This is a genomic window from Pseudarthrobacter sp. NS4, assembly GCF_024758005.1.
Classification (GTDB): domain Bacteria; phylum Actinomycetota; class Actinomycetes; order Actinomycetales; family Micrococcaceae; genus Arthrobacter.
In genome coordinates this window covers 2,455,869-2,475,905 of record NZ_CP103288.1, presented here as the reverse complement: position 1 = coordinate 2,475,905, position 20,037 = coordinate 2,455,869, and the positions used below count along the sequence as shown (strand labels likewise).

Annotated in this window: 19 protein-coding genes, 2 tRNA genes and 1 riboswitch; of the genes, 19 read left to right on the top strand and 2 right to left on the bottom strand. The window is 66.1% G+C overall.

The window, feature by feature from the left end:
• Positions 1–46: 46 nt before the first annotated feature.
• Positions 47–144, top strand: a riboswitch (TPP riboswitch).
• 7 nt (positions 145–151) lie between these two features.
• From thiD to NXY83_RS11630, 12 genes are all read left to right on the top strand, one after another.
• Positions 152–1,672, top strand: a complete 1,521-nt coding sequence (gene thiD, locus NXY83_RS11685) for a bifunctional hydroxymethylpyrimidine kinase/phosphomethylpyrimidine kinase (RefSeq protein WP_258806185.1) — start codon at positions 152–154, stop codon at positions 1,670–1,672.
• 297 nt (positions 1,673–1,969) lie between these two features.
• Positions 1,970–2,278, top strand: a complete 309-nt coding sequence (gene rplU / locus NXY83_RS11680; RefSeq protein WP_079596325.1) for a 50S ribosomal protein L21 — start codon at positions 1,970–1,972, stop codon at positions 2,276–2,278.
• 61 nt (positions 2,279–2,339) lie between these two features.
• Complete coding sequence (gene rpmA / locus NXY83_RS11675) at positions 2,340–2,603, top strand: 50S ribosomal protein L27 (protein ID WP_009372867.1); 264 nt, start codon at positions 2,340–2,342, stop codon at positions 2,601–2,603.
• A gap of 117 nt (positions 2,604–2,720) precedes the next feature.
• Positions 2,721–4,310, top strand: coding sequence for a GTPase ObgE (obgE, locus tag NXY83_RS11670; protein ID WP_258802407.1), 1,590 nt, complete (start codon positions 2,721–2,723; stop codon positions 4,308–4,310).
• Positions 4,300–5,451: a glutamate 5-kinase gene (gene proB, locus NXY83_RS11665; RefSeq protein ID WP_258802406.1), complete on the top strand. Its 1,152-nt coding sequence runs from the start codon at positions 4,300–4,302 to the stop codon at positions 5,449–5,451. The genes obgE and proB overlap by 11 nt, the downstream gene beginning before the upstream one ends.
• A gap of 26 nt (positions 5,452–5,477) precedes the next feature.
• A complete protein-coding gene (locus NXY83_RS11660) occupies positions 5,478–6,857 on the top strand; it encodes a glutamate-5-semialdehyde dehydrogenase (RefSeq protein ID WP_258802405.1) in 1,380 nt (459 codons plus the stop codon).
• A gap of 79 nt (positions 6,858–6,936) precedes the next feature.
• Positions 6,937–7,167 carry a hypothetical protein gene (locus NXY83_RS11655; RefSeq protein ID WP_258802404.1) on the top strand — a complete coding sequence of 77 codons (231 nt, stop codon included), beginning with the start codon at positions 6,937–6,939 and terminating at the stop codon, positions 7,165–7,167.
• Positions 7,168–7,222: 55 nt separating this feature from the next.
• On the top strand, positions 7,223–7,837 hold the full coding sequence (gene nadD, locus NXY83_RS11650; protein ID WP_258802403.1) for a nicotinate-nucleotide adenylyltransferase: 615 nt from the start codon (positions 7,223–7,225) through the stop codon (positions 7,835–7,837).
• 7 nt (positions 7,838–7,844) lie between these two features.
• Positions 7,845–9,125, top strand: coding sequence for a hypothetical protein (locus tag NXY83_RS11645; RefSeq protein ID WP_258802401.1), 1,281 nt, complete (start codon positions 7,845–7,847; stop codon positions 9,123–9,125).
• A 40-nt stretch (positions 9,126–9,165) separates the two neighbouring features.
• Positions 9,166–9,567, top strand: a complete 402-nt coding sequence (gene rsfS, locus NXY83_RS11640) for a ribosome silencing factor (RefSeq protein ID WP_258802400.1) — start codon at positions 9,166–9,168, stop codon at positions 9,565–9,567.
• Positions 9,568–9,680: 113 nt separating this feature from the next.
• Positions 9,681–9,753, top strand: a tRNA-Ala gene (locus NXY83_RS11635).
• Positions 9,754–9,948: 195 nt separating this feature from the next.
• Positions 9,949–10,021 (top strand) — tRNA-Ala (locus tag NXY83_RS11630).
• Between the two features lie 122 nt (positions 10,022–10,143).
• Here the strand turns inward: NXY83_RS11630 and NXY83_RS11625 are convergent.
• A complete protein-coding gene (locus NXY83_RS11625) occupies positions 10,144–11,466 on the bottom strand; it encodes a class I SAM-dependent methyltransferase (RefSeq protein ID WP_258802399.1) in 1,323 nt (440 codons plus the stop codon).
• A gap of 290 nt (positions 11,467–11,756) precedes the next feature.
• Between NXY83_RS11625 and NXY83_RS11620 the strand changes: the two genes are divergently transcribed.
• The 6 genes from NXY83_RS11620 to NXY83_RS11595 all read left to right on the top strand — a co-directional run bounded on the left by NXY83_RS11620 (position 11,757) and on the right by NXY83_RS11595 (position 18,689).
• Positions 11,757–12,839: an FAD-dependent oxidoreductase gene (locus NXY83_RS11620; RefSeq protein WP_258802398.1), complete on the top strand. Its 1,083-nt coding sequence runs from the start codon at positions 11,757–11,759 to the stop codon at positions 12,837–12,839.
• Between the two features lie 35 nt (positions 12,840–12,874).
• Positions 12,875–14,095 (top strand): class I SAM-dependent methyltransferase, encoded by a 1,221-nt coding sequence (locus tag NXY83_RS11615; RefSeq protein ID WP_258802397.1) that lies wholly within the window; start codon positions 12,875–12,877, stop codon positions 14,093–14,095.
• Positions 14,096–14,261: 166 nt separating this feature from the next.
• The gene (locus tag NXY83_RS11610) at positions 14,262–15,464 is read left to right on the top strand and encodes an ROK family transcriptional regulator (protein WP_258806181.1); all 1,203 of its coding nucleotides are present in this window, start codon (positions 14,262–14,264) and stop codon (positions 15,462–15,464) included.
• A 118-nt stretch (positions 15,465–15,582) separates the two neighbouring features.
• Positions 15,583–16,938: an extracellular solute-binding protein gene (locus tag NXY83_RS11605; protein ID WP_258802396.1), complete on the top strand. Its 1,356-nt coding sequence runs from the start codon at positions 15,583–15,585 to the stop codon at positions 16,936–16,938.
• A 3-nt stretch (positions 16,939–16,941) separates the two neighbouring features.
• A complete protein-coding gene (locus tag NXY83_RS11600) occupies positions 16,942–17,823 on the top strand; it encodes a carbohydrate ABC transporter permease (RefSeq protein ID WP_258802395.1) in 882 nt (293 codons plus the stop codon).
• Positions 17,820–18,689, top strand: a complete 870-nt coding sequence (locus tag NXY83_RS11595; RefSeq protein WP_258802394.1) for a carbohydrate ABC transporter permease — start codon at positions 17,820–17,822, stop codon at positions 18,687–18,689. Before NXY83_RS11600 ends, NXY83_RS11595 begins: the two co-directional genes overlap by 4 nt.
• Here the strand turns inward: NXY83_RS11595 and NXY83_RS11590 are convergent.
• A complete protein-coding gene (locus NXY83_RS11590) occupies positions 18,686–18,889 on the bottom strand; it encodes a hypothetical protein (protein WP_258802393.1) in 204 nt (67 codons plus the stop codon). The two genes, NXY83_RS11595 and NXY83_RS11590, sit on opposite strands and share 4 nt — an antisense overlap.
• Before the next feature lie 140 nt (positions 18,890–19,029).
• Between NXY83_RS11590 and NXY83_RS11585 the strand changes: the two genes are divergently transcribed.
• A complete protein-coding gene (locus NXY83_RS11585) occupies positions 19,030–20,037 on the top strand; it encodes an AAA family ATPase (protein WP_258806180.1) in 1,008 nt (335 codons plus the stop codon).

The following is a 20,037-nucleotide window of genomic DNA, read 5'->3' as shown; positions in this document are numbered from 1 at the left end:
GCAATGTGTCACCTTGCGCCTGCCACCGCGAAAAAAGCTAGGCTGGGGAACCGACACGGGGTGCCGCGCGAAGGGCCGGCTGAGATCCACACCCGTTGAACCTGTCCGGCTAGTACCGGCGAAGGGATGTCTCTTGTCTACAACTCTTGTTATGCCCGTGGAAGCTCTCCAGGCCACGCCTGCCCAACCGGGAACGGGCCGGGACGTGCCCCGTGTCCTTTCCATTGCGGGATCGGACCCGTCCGGCGGCGCCGGTATCCAGGCGGACCTGAAAAGCATTGCCGCGCACGGGGGATACGGCATGGCCGCCATTACCGCCCTCACGGCCCAGAACACCCGCGGCGTGACGGCGGTCCACGTCCCGCCGGCGTCCTTCCTCACAGGACAGCTGGACGCCATCAGTGATGACATCAGCATCGACGCGGTAAAAATTGGCATGCTGGGCGACGCCGATGTCATCGCAGCTGTCCGCAAGTGGCTCGAAAAGGTGCGCCCCGCCGTCGTGGTCCTCGACCCGGTGATGGTCGCCACCAGCGGTGACCGGCTGCTGCAGGAGTCCGCCGAAGCGGCGCTGCGCGACCTGCTGCCGCTCGCCCACCTCATTACCCCCAACCTGGCCGAACTCGCCATGCTGGTAGGCGAAGACCTGCAGGACTCCTGGGCAGGGGCGCTCGAGCAGGGGAGGCGCCTCGCTGCAGCCACCGGAACTACAGTGCTGGTCAAGGGAGGCCACCTGGACGGGACGGAATGCCCGGATGCGCTGGTCAACACCACCGGCATGCTGGGCGCCGAAGTAGTCGAGGTGCCGGGGGAGCGGGTGGCAACGCGCAACAGCCACGGCACCGGCTGTTCCCTCTCATCGGCGATGGCAACGGTGCAGGCGCGGCTGGGGGACTGGGAGGCGTCGCTGCGGGAAGTGAAGCCATGGCTGGCAGCCGCGCTCGAAGCTTCCGAAGGTCTGGAGGTGGGAACAGGCAACGGGCCCGTCCACCACTTCCACCACCTGCGCCCGGTTCCGCATTCCGGAGGTTTCGCTGCACGGCTGCGGGCCGAAGCCGACGAGGACCTCAACGCGATCTACGCGCTGGAGTTCATCCGCGGACTCGCCTCGGGCAGCCTGCCCGAGCAGGAGTTCGCCTACTACCTCGCCCAGGACGCCATCTACCTCAACGGGTACTCGCGGGTGCTGGCGCGGGCAAGCGCCCTGGCACCCACGGAGGCAGAGCAGCTGTTCTGGGCTGCCTCCGCCCGGCAGTGCCTCGAAGTGGAGTCTGAGCTGCACCGGTCCTGGCTGAGCACCCGCCCCGTCCGGCCCGAACTGGGCCCGGTTACCAAGTCCTACGTGGACCACCTGCTGGCGGCATCCTCATCGGGCAGTTACGCGGTGCTGGCGGCCGCGGTCCTGCCGTGCTTCTGGCTCTATGCCGAAGTGGGCAAAACCCTCCACGCCCAGTTCGTTGCCGCTGGCGAACCGGCGGGCCACCCCTATGCCGAGTGGCTCCGCACCTACGCTGACGCAGACTTTGCCGAAGCCACGCGCAAGGCCATCGCCATCGTGGACGGAGCCGGCCGCAAGGCGTCGGATGATGAGCGGGCCGAGATGGTGACTGCCTTCAAACAGTCCTGCCGCCTGGAAGTGGACTTCTTCGACGCGCCGCGGCTCCACTCCTGAGCGGCTGCGGGCCGTTCCGCCGGTAGTATGGTGAGGCGCGGTCCCGCCGCCGGGTTGTCCTGTGGTTACTATCACAGCCAACGCGCCGGAACCAGCCTCATTTGCGGCCGAAGACGAAATTAGCGTAGTCTAGTTCTTCGGTGCTTACGCCAACACTTGGGTTATGACCCCTTCGGGGATAGCTCACGGGTTCCCCCGCGAACCCACGGCGTTGAGGCACAGCGGAAGCCCAGCCACTACAGAGCCGGGCGCCGCACGCAAATTTTGTAATAAACGTCGAGAGAAGTGAGTTCCCAAGTGGTGTACGCGATTGTCCGCGCAGGCGGCCGCCAAGAGAAGGTTTCCGTTGGAGACTTCGTTACCCTCAACCGCGTCGCCGGTGGAGCTGGCAGCACCATTGAGCTGCCCGCGCTGCTCCTGGTAGACGGTGACAAGGTCACCTCCGCCGCTGCCGACCTGGCCAAGGTGACTGTCACGGCTGAGATCCTCCAGGACCTCCGCGGTCCTAAGATTGTCATCCAGAAGTTCAAGAACAAGACCGGTTACAAGAAGCGCCAGGGTCACCGCCAGGAACTGACCAAGGTCAAGATCACTGGCATTCAGTAACCACCGGTTACTGTTCAGGTTTTTCAGCAGATTCCCCAGAATTTAGAGGCAGGCACATCAGATGGCACATAAAAAGGGCGCGAGCTCCACTCGCAACGGTCGTGATTCCAACGCTCAGTACCTCGGCGTTAAGCGCTTCGGCGGCCAGGTAGTTTCCGCAGGCGAAATCATCGTCCGCCAGCGTGGCACCCACTTCCACCCGGGCGCCGGCGTTGGCCGTGGCGGCGACGACACCCTGTTCGCACTGACCCCGGGAGCCGTTGAATTCGGTACCCGCCGCGGTCGCCGCGTCGTCAACATCGTTGCTGCTGCAGCTGCAGAGTAACAACAAGTCTTAAAGCGGTGGAGCGGGCCTGATGGCCCGCTCCACTGTTCTTTTAACAGCATTACAATCGACTTGACGCCCTTGGGCGTCTCGAAAAACAGCACTGAGGAGATCCACGTGGCCAGCTTTGTAGACCGGGTAGTACTGCACGTAGCCGGCGGTACCGGCGGCCATGGGTGCGTCTCCGTCCACCGCGAGAAGTTCAAGCCGCTGGGCGGTCCCGACGGCGGCAACGGCGGCAATGGCGGCGACGTCATCCTGCGCGTCGACCACCAGACCACCACCCTCCTTGACTACCACCACGCCCCCCACCGCCACGCCACCAACGGCGGCCCCGGCATGGGTGACTGGCGCGGCGGCAAAAACGGCGAGACCCTGATCCTGCCCGTTCCCGACGGCACAGTGGTCAAGTCCAAGGACGGAAAAGTCCTGGCGGACCTCGTGGGGGAAGGCACCGAATACGTCGCGGCCGCCGGTGGCATCGGCGGACTTGGCAATGCGGCACTCTCCTCCCAGAAGCGCCGCGCTCCCGGATTCGCCCTGCTCGGCATCGAGGGCGAATCCAGCGACATCGTCCTGGAACTGAAGTCCATCGCCGACATTGCACTGGTGGGCTTCCCGTCCGCCGGAAAGTCGAGCCTCATCGCCGCCATGTCAGCGGCCCGGCCCAAGATCGCCGACTACCCGTTCACCACGCTGATCCCCAACCTTGGTGTGGTCCAGGCCGGCGACGTCCGCTTCACCATCGCCGATGTCCCCGGTCTGATCGAGGGCGCCAGCGAGGGCAAGGGCCTGGGCCACCACTTCCTGCGCCACGTGGAACGGTGCGCTGCACTGGTGCACGTCCTGGACTGCGGAACACTGGAATCGGAACGGGACCCGCTTTCGGACCTCGCCGTCATCGAGGCCGAGCTGGAGAAGTACGCTGTGGACATGAGCTACGCCGGCCAGGACGGCGAAGTGGTTCCGCTGAACCACCGCCCCCGCTTGGTGGCACTGAACAAGGTGGACCTGCCCGACGGCAAGGACATGGCGGAGTTCGTCCGCCCTGAACTTGAATCCCGCGGCTACCGCGTCTTCGAAATTTCCGCCACCAGCCACGAAGGCCTGCGCCAGCTGGGCTTCGCCATGGCCGAGATCGTCAAAGCCGCCCGTGATGCTGTAGCTGCTGCCCCGCCCAAGGTCCAGCCCGTTGTCATCAAGCCCCGCGCGGTCAACGAAGCCGGGTTCAAGATCCGCCGGGAGGAAAAAGGTCTCGAGCCGCTGTTCCGCGTGCTTGGTGAAAAGCCGGTGCGCTGGGTCAAGCAGACCGACTTCACCAATGAGGAAGCCATCGGCTACCTGGCTGACCGCCTGGCCAAGCTGGGCGTGGAGACCGAACTGTTCAAGCAGGGCGCCAAGCCCGGTGACACCGTGGTGATCGGCGAGGACGACGGCGTCGTCTTCGACTGGGAGCCCACCATGATGGCCGGCGCCGAACTCCTGGCGTCGCCGCGCGGCACCGACGTCCGTTTCGCCGATATCGGCGACCGCCCCACGCGTGGCCAGAAGCGCGACGAACAGCAGGAACGCAAGGACGCAAAGGCCGCCGCACGTGCCGAACTCGAAGCGGAGCGGAAGGCCGGCATCTGGACCGAGTCCGTGAGCAGCCGCCGCGTTGCCAAGCCGCTCAAGGAGAGTGGACTGGGCGCAGACGATGAGTTCTAGGGCCATGGCCGCGGAGCCGCTGCCCCGGACCGTGGACAGAAGCGTGCTCGCCAACGCCCGCCGGATCGTGGTGAAGGTAGGCTCCTCGTCGCTGACCAGCATCAAGGGCGGCATCTCGGAAGAATCCCTGACCGGCCTCGCGGACGCCCTGGCCGCCAAGCGGAACACCGGGACGGAGATCATCCTGGTCTCCTCCGGTGCGATCGCCGCCGGCCTGGCGCCGCTTGGCCTGGCCAAGCGGCCCCGCGACCTGGCCACACAGCAGGCCGCCGCGAGTGTGGGGCAGGGCCTGCTGATGGCCCGGTACACCCATGCATTCGGCGCCCACGGTGTAACAGTCAGCCAAGTGCTGCTCACGGCTGATGACCTGATGCGGCGGAGCCAGCACACCAACGCTTTCCGCGCCCTTAACCGGCTGCTGAACCTCGGCGTGGTCCCTGTCGTGAACGAAAACGACACGGTGGCCACGCACGAGATCCGTTTTGGCGACAATGACCGCCTTGCGGCCCTGGTGGCACACCTGGTGCGGGCCGATGCGCTCGTGCTGCTGTCCGACGTGGACTCCCTTTATGACGGCCCGCCCGCCCTTGGCGCCAAGCGGATCCCGCTGGTTGCCGGCCCCCACGACCTCGAGGGCGTGTCCATCGGAAAAACCGGCAAGGCGGGCGTCGGCACCGGCGGCATGCTCACCAAGGTGGAGGCCGCCACCATGGCCGCCGGCTCCGGCATCCACGCCCTGGTCACGTCCACGCCCAACGCTGCCGCGGCACTGAACGGCGAGGACGTGGGCACCTGGTTCACGGTCAACGGGGCCCGGAAACCGGTCCGCCTCCTCTGGCTTGCCCACGTCGCCTCGGTGCAGGGCCGCCTGGTCCTGGACGACGGCGCCGTAAGGGCTGTGCGTCATCATCGCACGTCGCTGCTGCCTGCCGGCATATCAGCGGTACACGGCGTTTTCGAGGCGGGCGACCCCGTCGAGATCGTCAGTGCCGACGGAACCGTGGTAGCCCGCGGACTGGTGAACTACTCGTCGGAGGAGCTTCCCCGCATGCTGGGCCGGTCCACCCGGGACCTGGGTGAGGAACTCGGCACCGGCTACGACCGCGAAGTTGTTCATGTAGATGACCTGGTGCTGGTCTGAGCTCCAGCCTCGCCTAAACTTGGAACATGACTGAGGCCCTGATTCACCAGACTGCTGAAAACTCCGGAGATACTGCTGCCGCGCCCGGGGCGCAGCAGCCAGCGCCCGCAGCAGCGCCGGAATCAGCCAACGTCCCCTTGTCCGGGGCTGACGTTGAAGCTGCCGTCCACGCTATTGCCGACCGTTCCCGCCATGCGGCCCGCCGGATAGCCATGGCCAACCGGGCCTGGAAAGACAGAGCACTGCGCGCGGTGGGGGTGGCCCTGCAGGAGAACAGCAAGGCGATTCTCGCTGCCAACGCCAGGGACGTGGCCACCGGAAAGGCCAACGGCACCTCAACCGCCCTGCTGGACAGGCTCACTCTTAATGAAACCCGCATCGCCGGGCTGGTGGCTGCGCTGGAAAACCTGGCAAACCTGCCGGACCCCGTCGGCAACGTGGTCCGCGGCCAAACCCTCCCCAATGGCTTGCGCCTGCGCCAGGTCAACGTCCCCATGGGCGTGGTGGCCGCCATCTACGAAGCCCGCCCCAACGTGACGGTGGACATTGCCGGGCTGGCGCTCAAGAGCGGCAACGCCGTGATCCTGCGCGGCGGAAGTGCGGCCGAGGCCACCAATGAAGTCCTTGTACAAGTGCTCCGTGAAGCGCTGGAGTCTGTAGGCCTGCCTGCCGACGCCGTGCAGACCGTTGACCAGTACGGCCGGGCCGGCGCCAACGTGCTGATGCGTGCCCGGGGCAGGGTGGACGTGCTGATTCCCCGCGGCGGCCGCGACCTCATCCAGACAGTGGTCACCAATTCCGCCGTGCCGGTCATTGAAACGGGGGAGGGGAACGTCCATATCTTCATCGACGAGTCCGCGAACGAGGACATGGCCGTGGAAATCCTGCTCAACGCCAAGACCCAGCGGCCCAGCGTATGCAATACGGTGGAGACGCTCCTGGTCCACTCGGGATCCTCCGTGCTTCCGGCCGTCGCCGCAGCCCTGAGCAAGGCCGGGGTCCGGCTGCACGCCGATGAGCGCATCCGTGCCGCCCTGCCGGCCTCCATTGAGTCCCAACCGGCCACGGACGAGGACTGGGGTACCGAGTACATGAACCTTGACCTCGCGGTGGCCATGGTGGACAGCCTGGACGAGGCCGTCAAGCACATCCGCACCTGGTCCACAGGCCACACCGAGGCGATCCTTACCAACGACCTGTCCAACGCCGAGCGGTTCATAGCGGAAGTGGATTCCGCTGCCGTCATCGTCAACGCGTCCACCCGGTTCACGGACGGCGGGGAACTGGGCCTCGGTGCTGAGGTGGGCATCTCCACGCAAAAACTGCACGCCCGCGGCCCCATGGGCCTGACCGAACTCACCACCACCAAATGGATCGTGCAGGGCGAGGGCCAGGTCCGCGGGTAGCAACGCGGTAACATAGACCAGACGCCAGAAAGCAGCGGGAACTTCCGCTGCCAAAAACCTTTGAACCCTAGGGGAGAACATGCTGTTCCAGCAGATCGCCACGACCATCGCCGAAGGCGAAGAACACGAACTCGCGCCGCTGTGGGCTGAGCCGTGGGTCTTCGGCGTGGTCATTTTCGCCGTCCTGCTGGTGCTGATGTTCATCACGCTGTCCTACTCCAACCTGGGCAACCGCCACGTTGCCACTGAGGAGCACGCGGACCCGCACCGCCAGCACCCCAACAAGCACGATCACGGGCAGGGCCACTAACATTTCCCGCGTTCTGCACCACAGCGGTGCCAATGGCAGGCTGAGGCTGGGCGTGATGGGCGGGACGTTCGATCCCATCCATCACGGCCACCTGGTCGCCGCCAGTGAAGTGGCTGCCGAGTTCGACCTGGACGAGGTGGTTTTCGTACCCACTGGCCAGCCGTGGCAAAAGTCCCACAAGCAGGTCAGTGAGCCCGAACACCGGTACCTCATGACAGTTATCGCCACGGCCTCCAATCCGCGCTTTACCGTGAGCCGGGTGGACGTGGACCGCCCCGGACCGACGTACACCATTGACACGCTCCGGGACCTGCGGGTGCAGCGCCCGGACGCGGACCTGTTCTTCATCACGGGGGCGGATGCCCTGGCGCAAATCCTGTCGTGGAAGGACATTGACGAGCTGTGGTCGCTGGCCCATTTCGTTGGCGTGACACGGCCCGGCCACATCCTCGACGGGATGGGACGGGACGACGTCAGCCTCCTCGAGGTTCCGGCCATGGCCATCTCTTCCACGGATTGCCGGACCCGCGTGGCCGCGAACAACCCCGTCTGGTACCTGGTACCGGACGGCGTGGTCCAGTACATCGCCAAGTACGGTCTCTACGCCCACGCGCCGGCAGGCGGGAACCAGTCATCTTCCGAAGCACGTGAACCAGCCAGTACTGAATGAGTTCTCAATGAGTCAGGAACAGCCCCCCATCCGCAGCCGCCGGGAACTCCGGAAGGCCAGGGATGCTCAACAGGCGTCCGTGTCCACAGGCACGGACCAGCTTTCCCCTGCCATCAATCGTGAGGCTGCCAAACCGACACCGGCAAGCCAGGCGGCACCCAGCCAGCCGGGCCGCGGCTCCAGCCCCGCCCCCGAGCAGACCCACACCCAGCGGTCCTCACAGATCCGCGCCCGCGACCGTGCAGCCCTGCGCACCATCAAGGAACTGGAAGAAAAAGAGGGCCAGCTCGCCAGCGGCGGTGCCCCCACCCGTCGCCAGCTGCGCCTGCAGCAGCTCAAGGAACAGACCCTGACAGCGGCCACCGCCATTGTGCCGCCCGCAGCCGATCCCACCGTAAAAGTCGGGCCGGCAGCCGGACCGTCAGCTGCTGATCCCCGGCCATCCGCCCCGGCGAAATCCGAAAACAAGGCTGCCAAGGACCCTGCCGGCCCCAAGGCCAGGACCGCTGATGCCAAAAATGAGTCCGCGGCCGGTCACCGTCCCGCTGTCCCCGAGGGGATTACTGTTGAACAGGCCCTGGCCGCCCGGTCTTTGATTGCGGAGCAGGCGAAGAACCAGATCGCCAAGATGGAGCACATAGCTTCCATGGACCCGGAGGCAGTTGATCCGGACATCCTCGCCGAACAGATCGCCCTGGCAGAACGCGCTGCTGTCATGAACCGCCGGGCGATGGCCAAACAGAAGCTGGCGGAGCAGGCCGGGTCTCCCGCTTCACCAGGCAAGGAACAGGAGGCCAAGGACCGGCCAGCCCCCTCTACGGCCAACAATCTGGCCATGGTGACCCCGCTGGAGTTTGTGCAGGTTCCTGGCGTTGACCGTCCGGTGATGAAACCGCCCGCAACCTCCCATGTTCCCGTGGCCACGCGGCCCGGTACAAAGGTCAAGCCGGCAGGTTCCGGCAAGCGGCGCCCCACCAGGGGGACCAGCCCTGATGCTGCGGACGCTGCGCCGGGCCGTTCCCAGGTTATCGCGCGTGCTGAGGCTGCCGCGAGGGCAGCTGCCCGTCCTAAACCCGTGGTATTTCCGGAGAACCAGTCGGAGGACCTCTTCGAGGAGCTTCCCAGGGTTCCGGCAAGCTCGGCCTATGGGCTCGACCCCCTGGATGCGGCGACCGCCGGACTCGCCAGGGCACAGCGGAACCAGGTCCTGCAGCTCTGCATCCTGATCTTCGGCATAGCGGCGCTCGTCGCCGGCGTTTTCCTGATCATCAGCGGCATGTCCAGCTGACCGGTCAGCAGCAATACTTTTTAACCCAACAAGGAGTCCCGTGACTGCATCAGATTCATCCATCACCATTGCCCGCACAGCCGCAAAGGCAGCTGCGGACAAGATTGCCCAGGACATCGTTGCCCTCGATGTCAGTGAACGCCTCGCTCTGGCCGACGTCTTCCTCATTGCGTCCGCACCCAGCGAACGCCAGGTCAACGCCATTGTGGACGGCATTGAGGAAGAGCTCGCCAAGCAGGACCTGCGGCCCGTCCGCCGCGAAGGACGCTCCGGCGGCCGCTGGGTCCTGCTCGATTACTCGGACATTGTCATCCACGTCCAGCATGAAGAAGACCGGGTGTTCTACGCCCTCGAACGCCTCTGGAAGGACTGCCCGGTAGTGGACCTCCAGTTGGGGGACGACGCCTCGGCGAAGGCCACGGCGTCGTCCGAGAGCGAGTAAATCCACGGAAACATCCCGAATATTCCCGATTTGGAATTTTCGGAATTGCTGTTCTAAGATATTTGAGTTGCTTCGGGGAAGCCCGGAAAAGCTCTGAGGAGCAGCAATAATTCGGGGCTGTGGCGCAGCTGGTAGCGCACCTGCATGGCATGCAGGGGGTCAGGGGTTCGAGTCCCCTCAGCTCCACCGGACAATCCGCCGGAATCATGTGATTCCGGCGGATTTTGTTTTTCCTGCGTGCCCGTACCCACACTGCAGGGAGCCATCCAGCACAGGGCCTCCACCCGCAACCAGGGGTTCCTCTCCGATTGGCGTATCGGGCCAAAGTGCATTAAGCTGATCAGGTTGCTCCGGGGGAATCGCCCGGAACAGCGAAAGTCCGGGGCTGTGGCGCAGCTGGTAGCGCACCTGCATGGCATGCAGGGGGTCAGGGGTTCGAGTCCCCTCAGCTCCACGGGTATCTCCAGCGGGAGAGCAGAAGAGGAACCATCCGCCAAGGATGGTTCCTCTTCTTGTTTAAGGGCCCCGAAGCTGCATCGTGCAGGGTCGGGGCCCGCTTGAGCGCCGGAGGGCCTGCTAGACCCAGGCCGTACGGCGCAGCGGAGGCTCTTCCCCGCCCGGGCGCTGTACCAAAACCTGGTTGACGCCCGTCAGGCCATTCTCGAAACCCAGCGCACTGGATGCCATGTACAGCCGCCACACCCGTGCCCGGCCCAGGCTGGTCAGGCTGGCGGCGTGGTCCCAGCTGTCCTCCAGCCGCCTGACCCAGGCACGCAGGGTCAGGGCGTAGTGCCGCCGCAATGCTTCAACGTCAAGGATCTCGAAGCCGGCACGCTCCAAAGCCGTGACGATCTCACCCAGGCTGATCATCTCGCCGTCGGGAAAGACATAGCGGGGGATAAAAGAATCGGGATCCGGTTTGGCGGGGCCGGCGTTCCAGGAGATGGCGTGGTTGAGCAGGCGGCCACCCGGGCGGAGAAGCGCGAACAGGGCCGCGGCGTACCCGGGGGTCTGATCCCGGCCCACGTGTTCGGACATTCCGATCGAACTGATGGCATCGAAGGGTCCGTCGGCGACGTCCCGGTAATCCTGGACCCGGATGTCCACCTTCTCGGTTAACCCCGCTTCGGCGGCGCGCTTGCGTGCCAGGTTGGCCTGCTCGGAGGAAAGCGTCACGCCCACCACCGTGACGCCGTATGTCCCCGCGGCGTGGAGGGCGAAGCTGCCCCAGCCACAGCCCACGTCCAGTACACGCATCCCCGGCTTAAGCCCCAGTTTGCGGCAGACCAGGTCGAGCTTCGTTTCCTGCGCCGCATCCAGCCCTTCCACGAGCCGGCTGCTTGAGCCGGGACCCTGCGTTTCGAAGCCGTTTTCCGGCCACACCGCGCAGGAGTAGACCATGGACGGTCCCAGTACCAGTCCGTAGAAGTCGTTGCCAACGTCGTAATGGTGGGAGATGGCGGCCGAGTCGCGGCGGCGGGAATGCAGCCTGCCAGTTTTGCCGATCCGCGCCTCTTCCGGGGGCGGAGCCGGGTTGGGCCCCACGGCTCCCAACCGGATCGCAATACGCACCAGGGTCCAGAACTCAGCCAGGGTGGGCGGCAGGAAGGGACCCGGCTCCGCAAGCTTCCCGGCGGAACTCAACGCAGAGAAGGCCTCGAAGATGTCACCGGGGGCATCGATCTCTCCTGCAACATATGCCCGGCTTAGCCCCATCTGTCCCGGGGACCAGATCATCCGGCGCAGGGCCCGGCGGGAACGGAACTCCAGGACCGGAGCCCCTTCCGGTCCGGCTTCCGAGCCGTCCCAGGCGCGCAGGCGCAGGGGTATCTGTTCCGTGCCCAGGACAATGCCCAGGGCAGTGGCGAGTTTGGCTGCTGCGCCGCGTTCTGTGGTCATGATGGCTGCCTTTCTCCCACCCAGGCCGCCCCATGCGGGGCACCCTGGATCCGTTGCCCTCCCGGGCCGGTCCCATGGCCCCACCCTAAGGCCGGCGCGCCCTGCTGTCAGGCATCAGCATGCACAAATTTGCCTGAAGGTGCCGGCGCCAAGCCGTCACCGCCCGGCAAATGGCCCAAGCCCGGGGAAAGGCCGTGCCGGCGGCCGGCCTTCCCGGCGCGATTATCATGGGGGAGTGACTGCCGCCCTTTCCTCCGAATCGTAAGAACGGCCTGGACGGGCCCGCTCCCATGGAACCAACTGACGTTGACGTGGCCGTGATTGGCGCCGGCCAGGCTGGCCTGTCGGCCGCCTACCATCTCCAGCGCCGCGGCCTGGGCTATGTGGTGTTCGACGCCGAAGTAGGCCCCGGGGGTGCGTGGCGGCACCGCTGGAAGAGCCTGCGGATGGCTACCGTCAACGGCATCAGTGATCTTCCCGGCATTGCGAAGCCTGCCGTTGATCCGAGGGAGCCCAGCTCGGAGTTCCTCACACGCTATTTCCGGGAGTACGAGGAGGAGCTGGGCCTGTCCGTCCTGCGCCCCGTGAAGGTGCAGTTTGTCAGCCGGGAGGACAGCGACCCGGCAGGGAGGCTGGGGATCACCACTTCACGCGGGAAGTGGGCCGCCAAGGCTGTCATCAACGCCACCGGAACCTGGACGCGGCCCTTCTGGCCCATCTACCCGGGCCAGTCCACCTTCCGCGGCAGGCAACTCCACGTTGCCGACTACGTGGCAGCCGAAGAGTTTGCGGGCCTGCACGTCATCGTGGTGGGCGGCGGGATCTCCGCCGTCGGACTCCTGGACGAGATTTCCCAGGTCACTTCCACCAGCTGGTTCACCCGGCGTGAGCCGGTGTGGCGCGACGCGGAGTTCGACTCCCGCGCCGGCCACGATGCTGTGGCACTCGTTGAGGAACGGGTCCGCAAGGGACTTCCGCCGCAGAGCGTGGTTTCTGCGACGGGACTGGTCTGGACGCCTGCCCTCCGGGCGGCGGCAGCACGCGGCGCGCTGGACCGGCAGCCCATGTTCACCGCCATAGAGCCCGACGGCGTCCGGCTCACCGACGGGCGGCTCCTGAAGGCGGAGGTCATCCTGTGGGCCACGGGGTTCCGGGCGGAGCTCGAACATCTTGCGCCGCTTCACCTGCGCCGGCCGGGCGGGGGCATCGTGATGGACGGGACGCAGGTCGCAGCCGAACCGCGGGTTCACCTGGTGGGTTACGGCCCGTCGTCGTCCACCATCGGCGCCAACCGGGCCGGCCGTGCGGCGGTGGCGGCGGTCCTGAAGCTGCCGGGGATCGCCCCCGCCGCGGAAACGGTAACGTGGGGCTGACCCGCCGCGGGAACGCGCCACGCAGCGCGGGAGCAATGGATACGGAAGAAAGCGGCAGGCAACAGGTGGCATCAAACAGTCTTGAGGACGTCTTCCGGACCCTTCGGCGGCGGCCCGACGTGGAAGCGCCCAACCTCCAGGCGTGGGACGCCACCGACCGGCTGCTCCTTGAAACGGCAGCGGAACATGTGGAGGCCGGCAGCACGGTGGCGGTCATCGGCGACCGCTACGGCGCGCTGACCCTGGGTGCGCTCGCGGTGCTCAGCCCCGGCACCGTGCGCGTGCACCAGGACCTGATCACCGGAGAACGGGCCCTGCGCCTCAACGCGGAAGAACTACGGACTGCGGCCACGAAGGGGAGCGCCCCCGGGGCAGGCGACGGCGCGACGGCGGGCCTGGCAGGCTTTGAGCAGTTGCCGCTCGGTCCCGGACTCCTGGCGGAAGCACAAACGGTGCTCCTGCAGCTGCCCAAGACCCTGGCCGAGCTGGAGCAGACCGCGGCGGCCGTAGCCCGGTACGCGCCTGACGATGTTGTCCTTCTGGCGGGCGGCAGGGTGAAGCACATGTCGCTCGGCATGAACACTGTCCTTGAACGGTTCTTCCACTCGTTGCAGCCCCAGCTGGCCCGGCGAAAGTCCCGCGTCATCCTTGCCAGCGGCGCAAAAGCGGGCACCGGACCGGAGCGGTTTCCCGTCGTCGAACATCTTGCCGAACTGGACCTCGATGTGGCCGCGCACGGGGCGGTCTTTGCCGGCCCGAAACTCGACATCGGCACCAGGTTCCTGCTGACCTTCCTGCCGTCGATGAAGCCGGCCCGCCACGCGATCGACCTGGGCTGCGGCACCGGGATCCTCGCGGCGATGTATGCCCGGCACTCTCCGGGATCCGCTGTCACGGCCACGGACCAATCGGCTGCTGCCGTGGCCTCTGCGCAGGCAACTGCCCGCGTCAACGGACTGCAGGACAGCATTACGGTCCTGCAGGACGATGCCCTCAGCACCGTGGAGGCCGGCAGCGCGGACCTGGTGCTGCTCAATCCGCCGTTCCATGTCGGCGCCGGCGTTCACGCAGGGGCCGGGCTGAAAATGATCGAAGCCGCGGGCCGGGTGCTCGAGCCAAACGGGGAGCTGTGGACTGTCTTCAACCGGCACCTGCCCTACCTGCCCGCACTGGAGCGGTACGTGGGACCCACCGCCGTGAAAGGCCAGAATCCCAAGTTCACTGTGACGTGCAGCGTCCGGCGCGGCCCCGGATAAACGCCGGTCTGTGCCACACCGCGCCACGGCGCCGTACCTATGTGTCTGGGCCCATGCGTAACGTACGATTCAAGCATCACCACAACCACGTGGCCCAAGATGTTTAGGGGAGACCGTGACTGAGATCCGCCAGTCCTCACCGAGGCGCGGAACCAACCTGCCCCGGATGGGGGACTTCAACCTCACTGTGATCCTCGATGCGATCCGCAGGTCCTCAGGCGGGCTGAGCCGGGTGGAACTCGCACAGATCGTGGGCCTGTCGCCGCAGACCATCTCGAATATCTCCCGCCGCCTCCTGGACCAGAACCTCATCGTCGAAGCCGGGAAGGAAGGCAGCGGCCCCGGCAAACCCCGCACCATCCTTCGCCTCAACCCCGGAGGCATGTTCGCCCTGGGCGTCCATCTCGACCCCGCGGTGAGCACTTTCGTGGTCCTGGACCTCGTGGGCGCGGTGGTGCAGCATTCGCAGATCAGGACTCCTGGCGGAAACGATCCCTCCGCCGTCATCAGCACCATCGCCGACGAGATCTCCCAGCTCGTGGCGGACTCGGGGGTGGACCTGGAGAGGATCGCCGGACTGGGGGTCGCAGCCCCGGGCCCCATCGACCTGGACAACGGCACGGTGGTGGATCCTCCGCTGCTTCCCGGCTGGGACCGGGTGGAGCTGCGCAACGCGCTGTCCGAGGCAACCGGTTACTCAGTCCTGGTGGACAAGGACGTCACCAGCGCCGCCGTCGCCGAAACCTGGGCCGGTGGCCCCAGCGGCGCCGGCAGCTTCGTCTTTATGTACATGGGGACCGGCATCGGCTGCGGCATCGTGCTCAACGACGAAGTGGTGCGTGGAACGTCCGGCAACGCCGGCGAAATCGGCCACATCGTGGTGGACCCGGACGGGCCAGCGTGCGACTGCGGACTGCGCGGCTGCGTGAAATCCTCCTGCATTCCACAGGTGCTGGTGGCGGAAGCCGAGGCGGCGGGAATCCTGGACGGCTCACGTTCCGGAAACAGCGGAGCCGAAATCCAGCAAAGTTTTGCCCGGCTGTGCGAACTGGCGGACGGCGGGGACGAACGCGCCGCCGCCATCATGGACAAGTCTGCCGTGCTGGTTGCCCGGGCGGTATCAGTGGTCACCAACACGCTGGACGTTGAACGGGTGGTCTTCGGCGGACCGTTCTGGAGCGGCATGGCGGAACGCTTCCTCGAGAAGGTGCCGCCGCTGCTGGATGCCCACAGTGCTGCCCGGTTGATCCACCCCATCGAGGTGGTGGGCACCGGAGTGGGGGAGGACGTGGGCGCCATTGGTGCTGCCTCGCTGGTCCTTGAACACGCGCTTGCCCCCCGGGCCCAACGGCTCCTGCTGGAGAGCTGACCTGACGCATTGGACGGGTGCCTTGCTTGCCGCAGCGCAGCCATCTAGCATGTGCATATTGCCGCGGCTGGGGATCCGCTGACAAAGGGGTCCGCAGCTCTAGACCGAATGGAGCACCATGCGTCGCCGGGCCCTCAAGACCATGTCCCTGATTGCCTCGGCTGTTGTTGCGCTGACGGCCTGCACCCCCGGAAGCCCCGACGACGGTGGTTCCAAGATTTTGAAGGTGGCCTACCAGAAGACCGATTCCTTCACTGCCCTGGACACCATGTTCCAGGCCGCCAAGCAGGAGTTCGAGGCGGCAAACCAGGGAGTCTCCGTTGAGCTGCAGCCCATCCAGGGCAACGACGACGATTATGGAACCAGGCTGGCCCTCGCCCTGCGTTCCCCATCCACGGCGCCGGATGTGTTTTACGAGGACACCTTCAAAGTCCGATCCGACGTTGACGCCGGGTACCTCCTGAAGCTGGACAGCCATCTTGAGGGCTGGGAGGACTGGAACAAATTCAATGACGCCGCCAAGGCAGCAGGAAAAGCGGACGACGGCGGTACGTACGCAGTGCCGCTGGGCACCGATACCAGGGCCATCTGGTACAACAAGAAAGTCCTCGCCGCCGCCGGGATCAGTGACCCCTGGCAGCCGCGCAGCTGGCAGGACATCCTGGACACAGCCAGGAAAATCAAAGCCAACGATCCCACCGTGGTCCCATTCAACATGTACGCGGGCAAGGGCACCGGCGAGGGCACCGTGATGCAGGGCTTCTATGAACTGCTGTACGGCACGGGGTCCAGGCTCTATGACGAGGATTCGAAGAAGTGGGTTGTGGGCTCGGCCGGGTTCACGGATTCACTGGCCTTCCTCAAGACTCTGTACGACGAGCAACTCGCTGTGTCACCGGCTGAGGCCCTGGACGCCAACGTCTGGAAGAAGGTGTTCGGCGAATGGTTCCCCAACGGGAAGCTGGGCGCCACCGTGGAAGGTTCCTACGCGCCGTCGTTCTGGCAGGAAGGCGGGAGCTACGAGTGGCCGGGCTACGAAGAGGACATGGGTGTGGCACCGTTTCCCACCCGTGACGGCGGGGATCCCGGTGCCGTGAGCATGTCCGGTGGCTGGACCCTGGCAGTGGGCGCGGAGACGAAAGAGCCTGACCTGGCGTTCAAGTTCCTCACCACAGCGCTCAACCAGAAGAATTCCCTCGCGTTCACTGTTGAGAGTTCGCAGATTGCCGTCCGGACTGATGTCGCTGCCGAGCCCGGCTACCTGGATGCCAACCCGTTCGTGAAAGACGTCTCGGACCTCGTCTCCGTGACCCGCTACCGGCCCGCAACCTCCGACTATCCCCGGATCTCGGCTGCAGTCCAGGAGGCAACGGAGGCGGTGATCACCGGCAGCAGGACACCGGAGGAGGCTGCCGCCGACTACGACGCAGCGGTCACCGAAATTGTGGGCGGCGACGAGACCGTCCGAAAGTAACCTGTGCTGCTTAGCCACCGGGCGCGGCAGCTGGTCCGCTACCTGCCGGTCCTCCCTGCCGTCCTGCTCCTGCTGGTGTTCCTCGCAGGCCCAGTGCTCTGGGCGTTCCAGGCCTCGCTCACCAACGCCGGGCTGACCGGCCGCAGCGCCAGGAACCCCGAGTGGGTGGGGCTGGAAAACTACCAGCGGCTGCTTGCAGATCCCGCCTTTCCGCTCTCCCTGGTGCTCACCGTGCTGTTTGTGGGAGGGTCGGCAGTGCTGGGCCAGAACCTGCTGGGCCTTGCCATCGCCGTGCTGATGCGCCGGGCGCGTCCGGCAGTGTCCTCCCTTGTGGGGATTGCCGTGGTGGCCGCCTGGGTACTTCCGGAAATCGTGGCCGCTTTTGCCGCCTACGCCTACTTCAGCAGGGACGGAACCCTGAACCAGCTGCTGCGCGGGCTGGGCCTTGGCCAGACGGACTGGCTGTACACGTTCCCGATGGTGGCGGTGATGCTGGCAAACGTATGGCGCGGCACCGCGTTTTCCATGCTGGTGTACCGGGCGGCGTTGAATGACGTTCCCGCGGAGGTGGCCGAAGCGGCGCAGATGGACGGTGCCGGCGGCTGGCAACGGCTGGTCTTTATTACGCTACCCATGATCCGTGGGAGCATCGCCACAAACCTGATGCTCATCACGCTGCAGACACTGGCCGTGTTCACGCTCATCTGGGTGATGACGGCGGGCGGCCCCGCCAACGCAAGCGCCACCCTGCCCATCCTGGCCTATCAGGAGGCCTTCAAGTTCGGCGACATCGGATACGGCACCGCCGTGGCTACGGTGCTGATCCTCATCGGCGCCGCGTTCGGCGGGGCCTATATCCGGATGCTCCGGGAGCCCCGGCCATGACCGCCCCCGTCAGGACACGGTGGCCGGCCCCGGTCCGGCCGGCAGTACCGCTCCGGCGCAGCACCGCCCCGGCGGACCTGGTCCTGCTGCTGGTGGGCGCCTGTTTCCTGCTGCCCCTGCTGTGGCTCGTGCTGGGTTCCCTGGACCCCGAAGCCGGCCATGAAACGAAAGTGCCGCGGCAGCCCGGCCTGCAGAACTTCGCCGCGATCCTGACCCCCGAACTGCTGCTGCAGCCGTTGTGGAACAGCATGGTGCTGTCGGCCGGTACCGGTGCGGTCACACTCGTAGCCGCCGTGCTGGCCGCCTACCCGCTCTCCCGGTACCGCTCGCGGTTCAACACGCCGTTCCTGTACGCGGTGCTCTTCGGGACCTGCCTGCCCATCACCGCCATCATGGTTCCCGTATACGGCCTGTTCGTCCAGTTGGAGCTGCTGGACTCCATGCCGGCCACCATCTTCTTTATGGCCACCACAACACTGCCCATGGCCATCTGGATGACAAAGAACTTCATGGACGGCGTCCCGGCCGCCCTTGAGGAAGCCGCATGGGTGGACGGAGCGTCGAGGATGACCGCCCTGCGGACCATCGTGCTGCCGCTCATGCGGCAGGGCCTGGGCGTGGTGTTCATCTTCGTGTTCATCCAGGCCTGGGGAAACTTCTTCGTTCCGTTCGTGCTGCTCCTGTCCGAGGCCCGGCAGCCCGCGGCCGTATCCATCTACAGCTTCTTCGGACAGCACGGTGCAGTGGCGTACGGCCAGCTGGCCGCGTTCTCGGTCCTGTATTCACTGCCTGTGCTGGCCCTTTACGTCATTGTGGCCAAGGGCGCAGGCGGATCTTTTGCGCTGTCCGGAGCCGTCAGGGGCTAGTCGATGTCTTCGACCACCACACCGAAGGGGATGCTGTCGTCAAGGTGGGCCTGGTGGCCGGTGGAGCCGGGGTTGTAGACAACCCGGACCCCGTGAAGCCTCTCCGCTGCGGACTGCTGCAGGACAGGCTTGACCGTGCTGATAAACATCTCGCTTTTGTCGGCGAGAAACTCCTTGTAACTGGCTGGAAGCTCGCTCATGTCAAAAGAATAGACCTGCCCGCCGTTGAAGGGGAGGGGTCCCCATTGCCGGACTGGCAGGCCTGGTCTTGGATAGGATGGCGGGCGGGGTGCAGCCGGCCGGCCCGCACAGCCACGAACAGCCATCAGGGGGAATGACAGTGCTCCAGACCAGCGCGTCCGCGAGGATCGAACCGGCGGAGCTGGCCCGGGCACAACAGGTGGTGGCCAGTATCAGCCGGAGTTTTGAGGCCAAGGTGGTAGGGCAGGCCCGGCTGCGGGAATCCCTGCTGGTGGGCCTGCTGACCGGGGGCCATATCCTCCTGGAGAGCGTGCCGGGCCTGGCCAAAACCACAGCGGCCCAGGCGGTGGCTGAAGCGGTCAGTGCCGAGTTCCGCCGGATCCAGTGCACGCCGGACCTGCTGCCGAGCGACATTGTGGGCACCCAGATCTACGACGCCGCCAAGGGAACCTTCGTCACCCAGCTGGGCCCCGTCCACGCCAACATCGTGCTGCTGGACGAGATCAACCGCTCCAGCGCCAAGACCCAGAGCGCCATGCTGGAGGCAATGCAGGAACGGCAGACGTCCATCGGCGGCCAGGACTATCGGCTGCCGTCGCCGTTCCTGGTGCTGGCTACCCAGAACCCCATCGAGCAGGAGGGCACCTACCAGCTCCCGGAAGCCCAGATGGACCGGTTCATGCTCAAGGACGTACTGGACTACCCGTCGCCGGCTGAGGAAGCGGAGGTCATCCGCCGCATCGACGCGGGAGTGTTCACCCCTGAACAGGCGCCCGCCGCCGCCGCGTCCCTGGATGCGGTCGCCGGGGTCCAGGAGATTGTCCGACGCATCTATATCGACCCGTCCATCATCAACTACATCGTTGGGCTGGTCGGCGTCACCCGGAATGCCCGCCAGTACATCGATCCGCGGCTGGCCAGCTTCGTTGAGTTCGGCGCCAGCCCGCGCGCCAGCATCGCCTTCAGCCAGGCCGCCCGCGCGGTGGCCCTCCTGGACGGCCGGGACCATGTCCTCCCGGAGGACGTCAAGGCGCTGGCCCACCGGGTGCTGCGCCACCGGCTTATCCTCAACTTTGACGCGGTGGCCGAACAGGTGCCGGTGGAGTCGGTGATCGACGCCGTCGTGGCCGCGGTCCAGACCCCCTGA

Coding starts and splice junctions, on each gene's coding strand:
- NXY83_RS11625 (WP_258802399.1), bottom strand. CDS start 11,466: ATGACCACAGAACGCGGCGCAGCAGCCAAACTCGCCACTGCCCTGGGC.
- nadD (WP_258802403.1), top strand. CDS start 7,223: ATGGGCGGGACGTTCGATCCCATCCATCACGGCCACCTGGTCGCCGCC.
- NXY83_RS11645 (WP_258802401.1), top strand. CDS start 7,845: ATGAGTCAGGAACAGCCCCCCATCCGCAGCCGCCGGGAACTCCGGAAG.
- thiD (WP_258806185.1), top strand. CDS start 152: ATGCCCGTGGAAGCTCTCCAGGCCACGCCTGCCCAACCGGGAACGGGC.
- NXY83_RS11620 (WP_258802398.1), top strand. CDS start 11,757: ATGGAACCAACTGACGTTGACGTGGCCGTGATTGGCGCCGGCCAGGCT.
- NXY83_RS11610 (WP_258806181.1), top strand. CDS start 14,262: ATGGGGGACTTCAACCTCACTGTGATCCTCGATGCGATCCGCAGGTCC.
- NXY83_RS11605 (WP_258802396.1), top strand. CDS start 15,583: ATGCGTCGCCGGGCCCTCAAGACCATGTCCCTGATTGCCTCGGCTGTT.
- rpmA (WP_009372867.1), top strand. CDS start 2,340: ATGGCACATAAAAAGGGCGCGAGCTCCACTCGCAACGGTCGTGATTCC.
- NXY83_RS11595 (WP_258802394.1), top strand. CDS start 17,820: ATGACCGCCCCCGTCAGGACACGGTGGCCGGCCCCGGTCCGGCCGGCA.
- NXY83_RS11655 (WP_258802404.1), top strand. CDS start 6,937: ATGCTGTTCCAGCAGATCGCCACGACCATCGCCGAAGGCGAAGAACAC.
- proB (WP_258802406.1), top strand. CDS start 4,300: ATGAGTTCTAGGGCCATGGCCGCGGAGCCGCTGCCCCGGACCGTGGAC.
- NXY83_RS11590 (WP_258802393.1), bottom strand. CDS start 18,889: ATGAGCGAGCTTCCAGCCAGTTACAAGGAGTTTCTCGCCGACAAAAGC.
- NXY83_RS11660 (WP_258802405.1), top strand. CDS start 5,478: ATGACTGAGGCCCTGATTCACCAGACTGCTGAAAACTCCGGAGATACT.
- NXY83_RS11615 (WP_258802397.1), top strand. CDS start 12,875: ATGGATACGGAAGAAAGCGGCAGGCAACAGGTGGCATCAAACAGTCTT.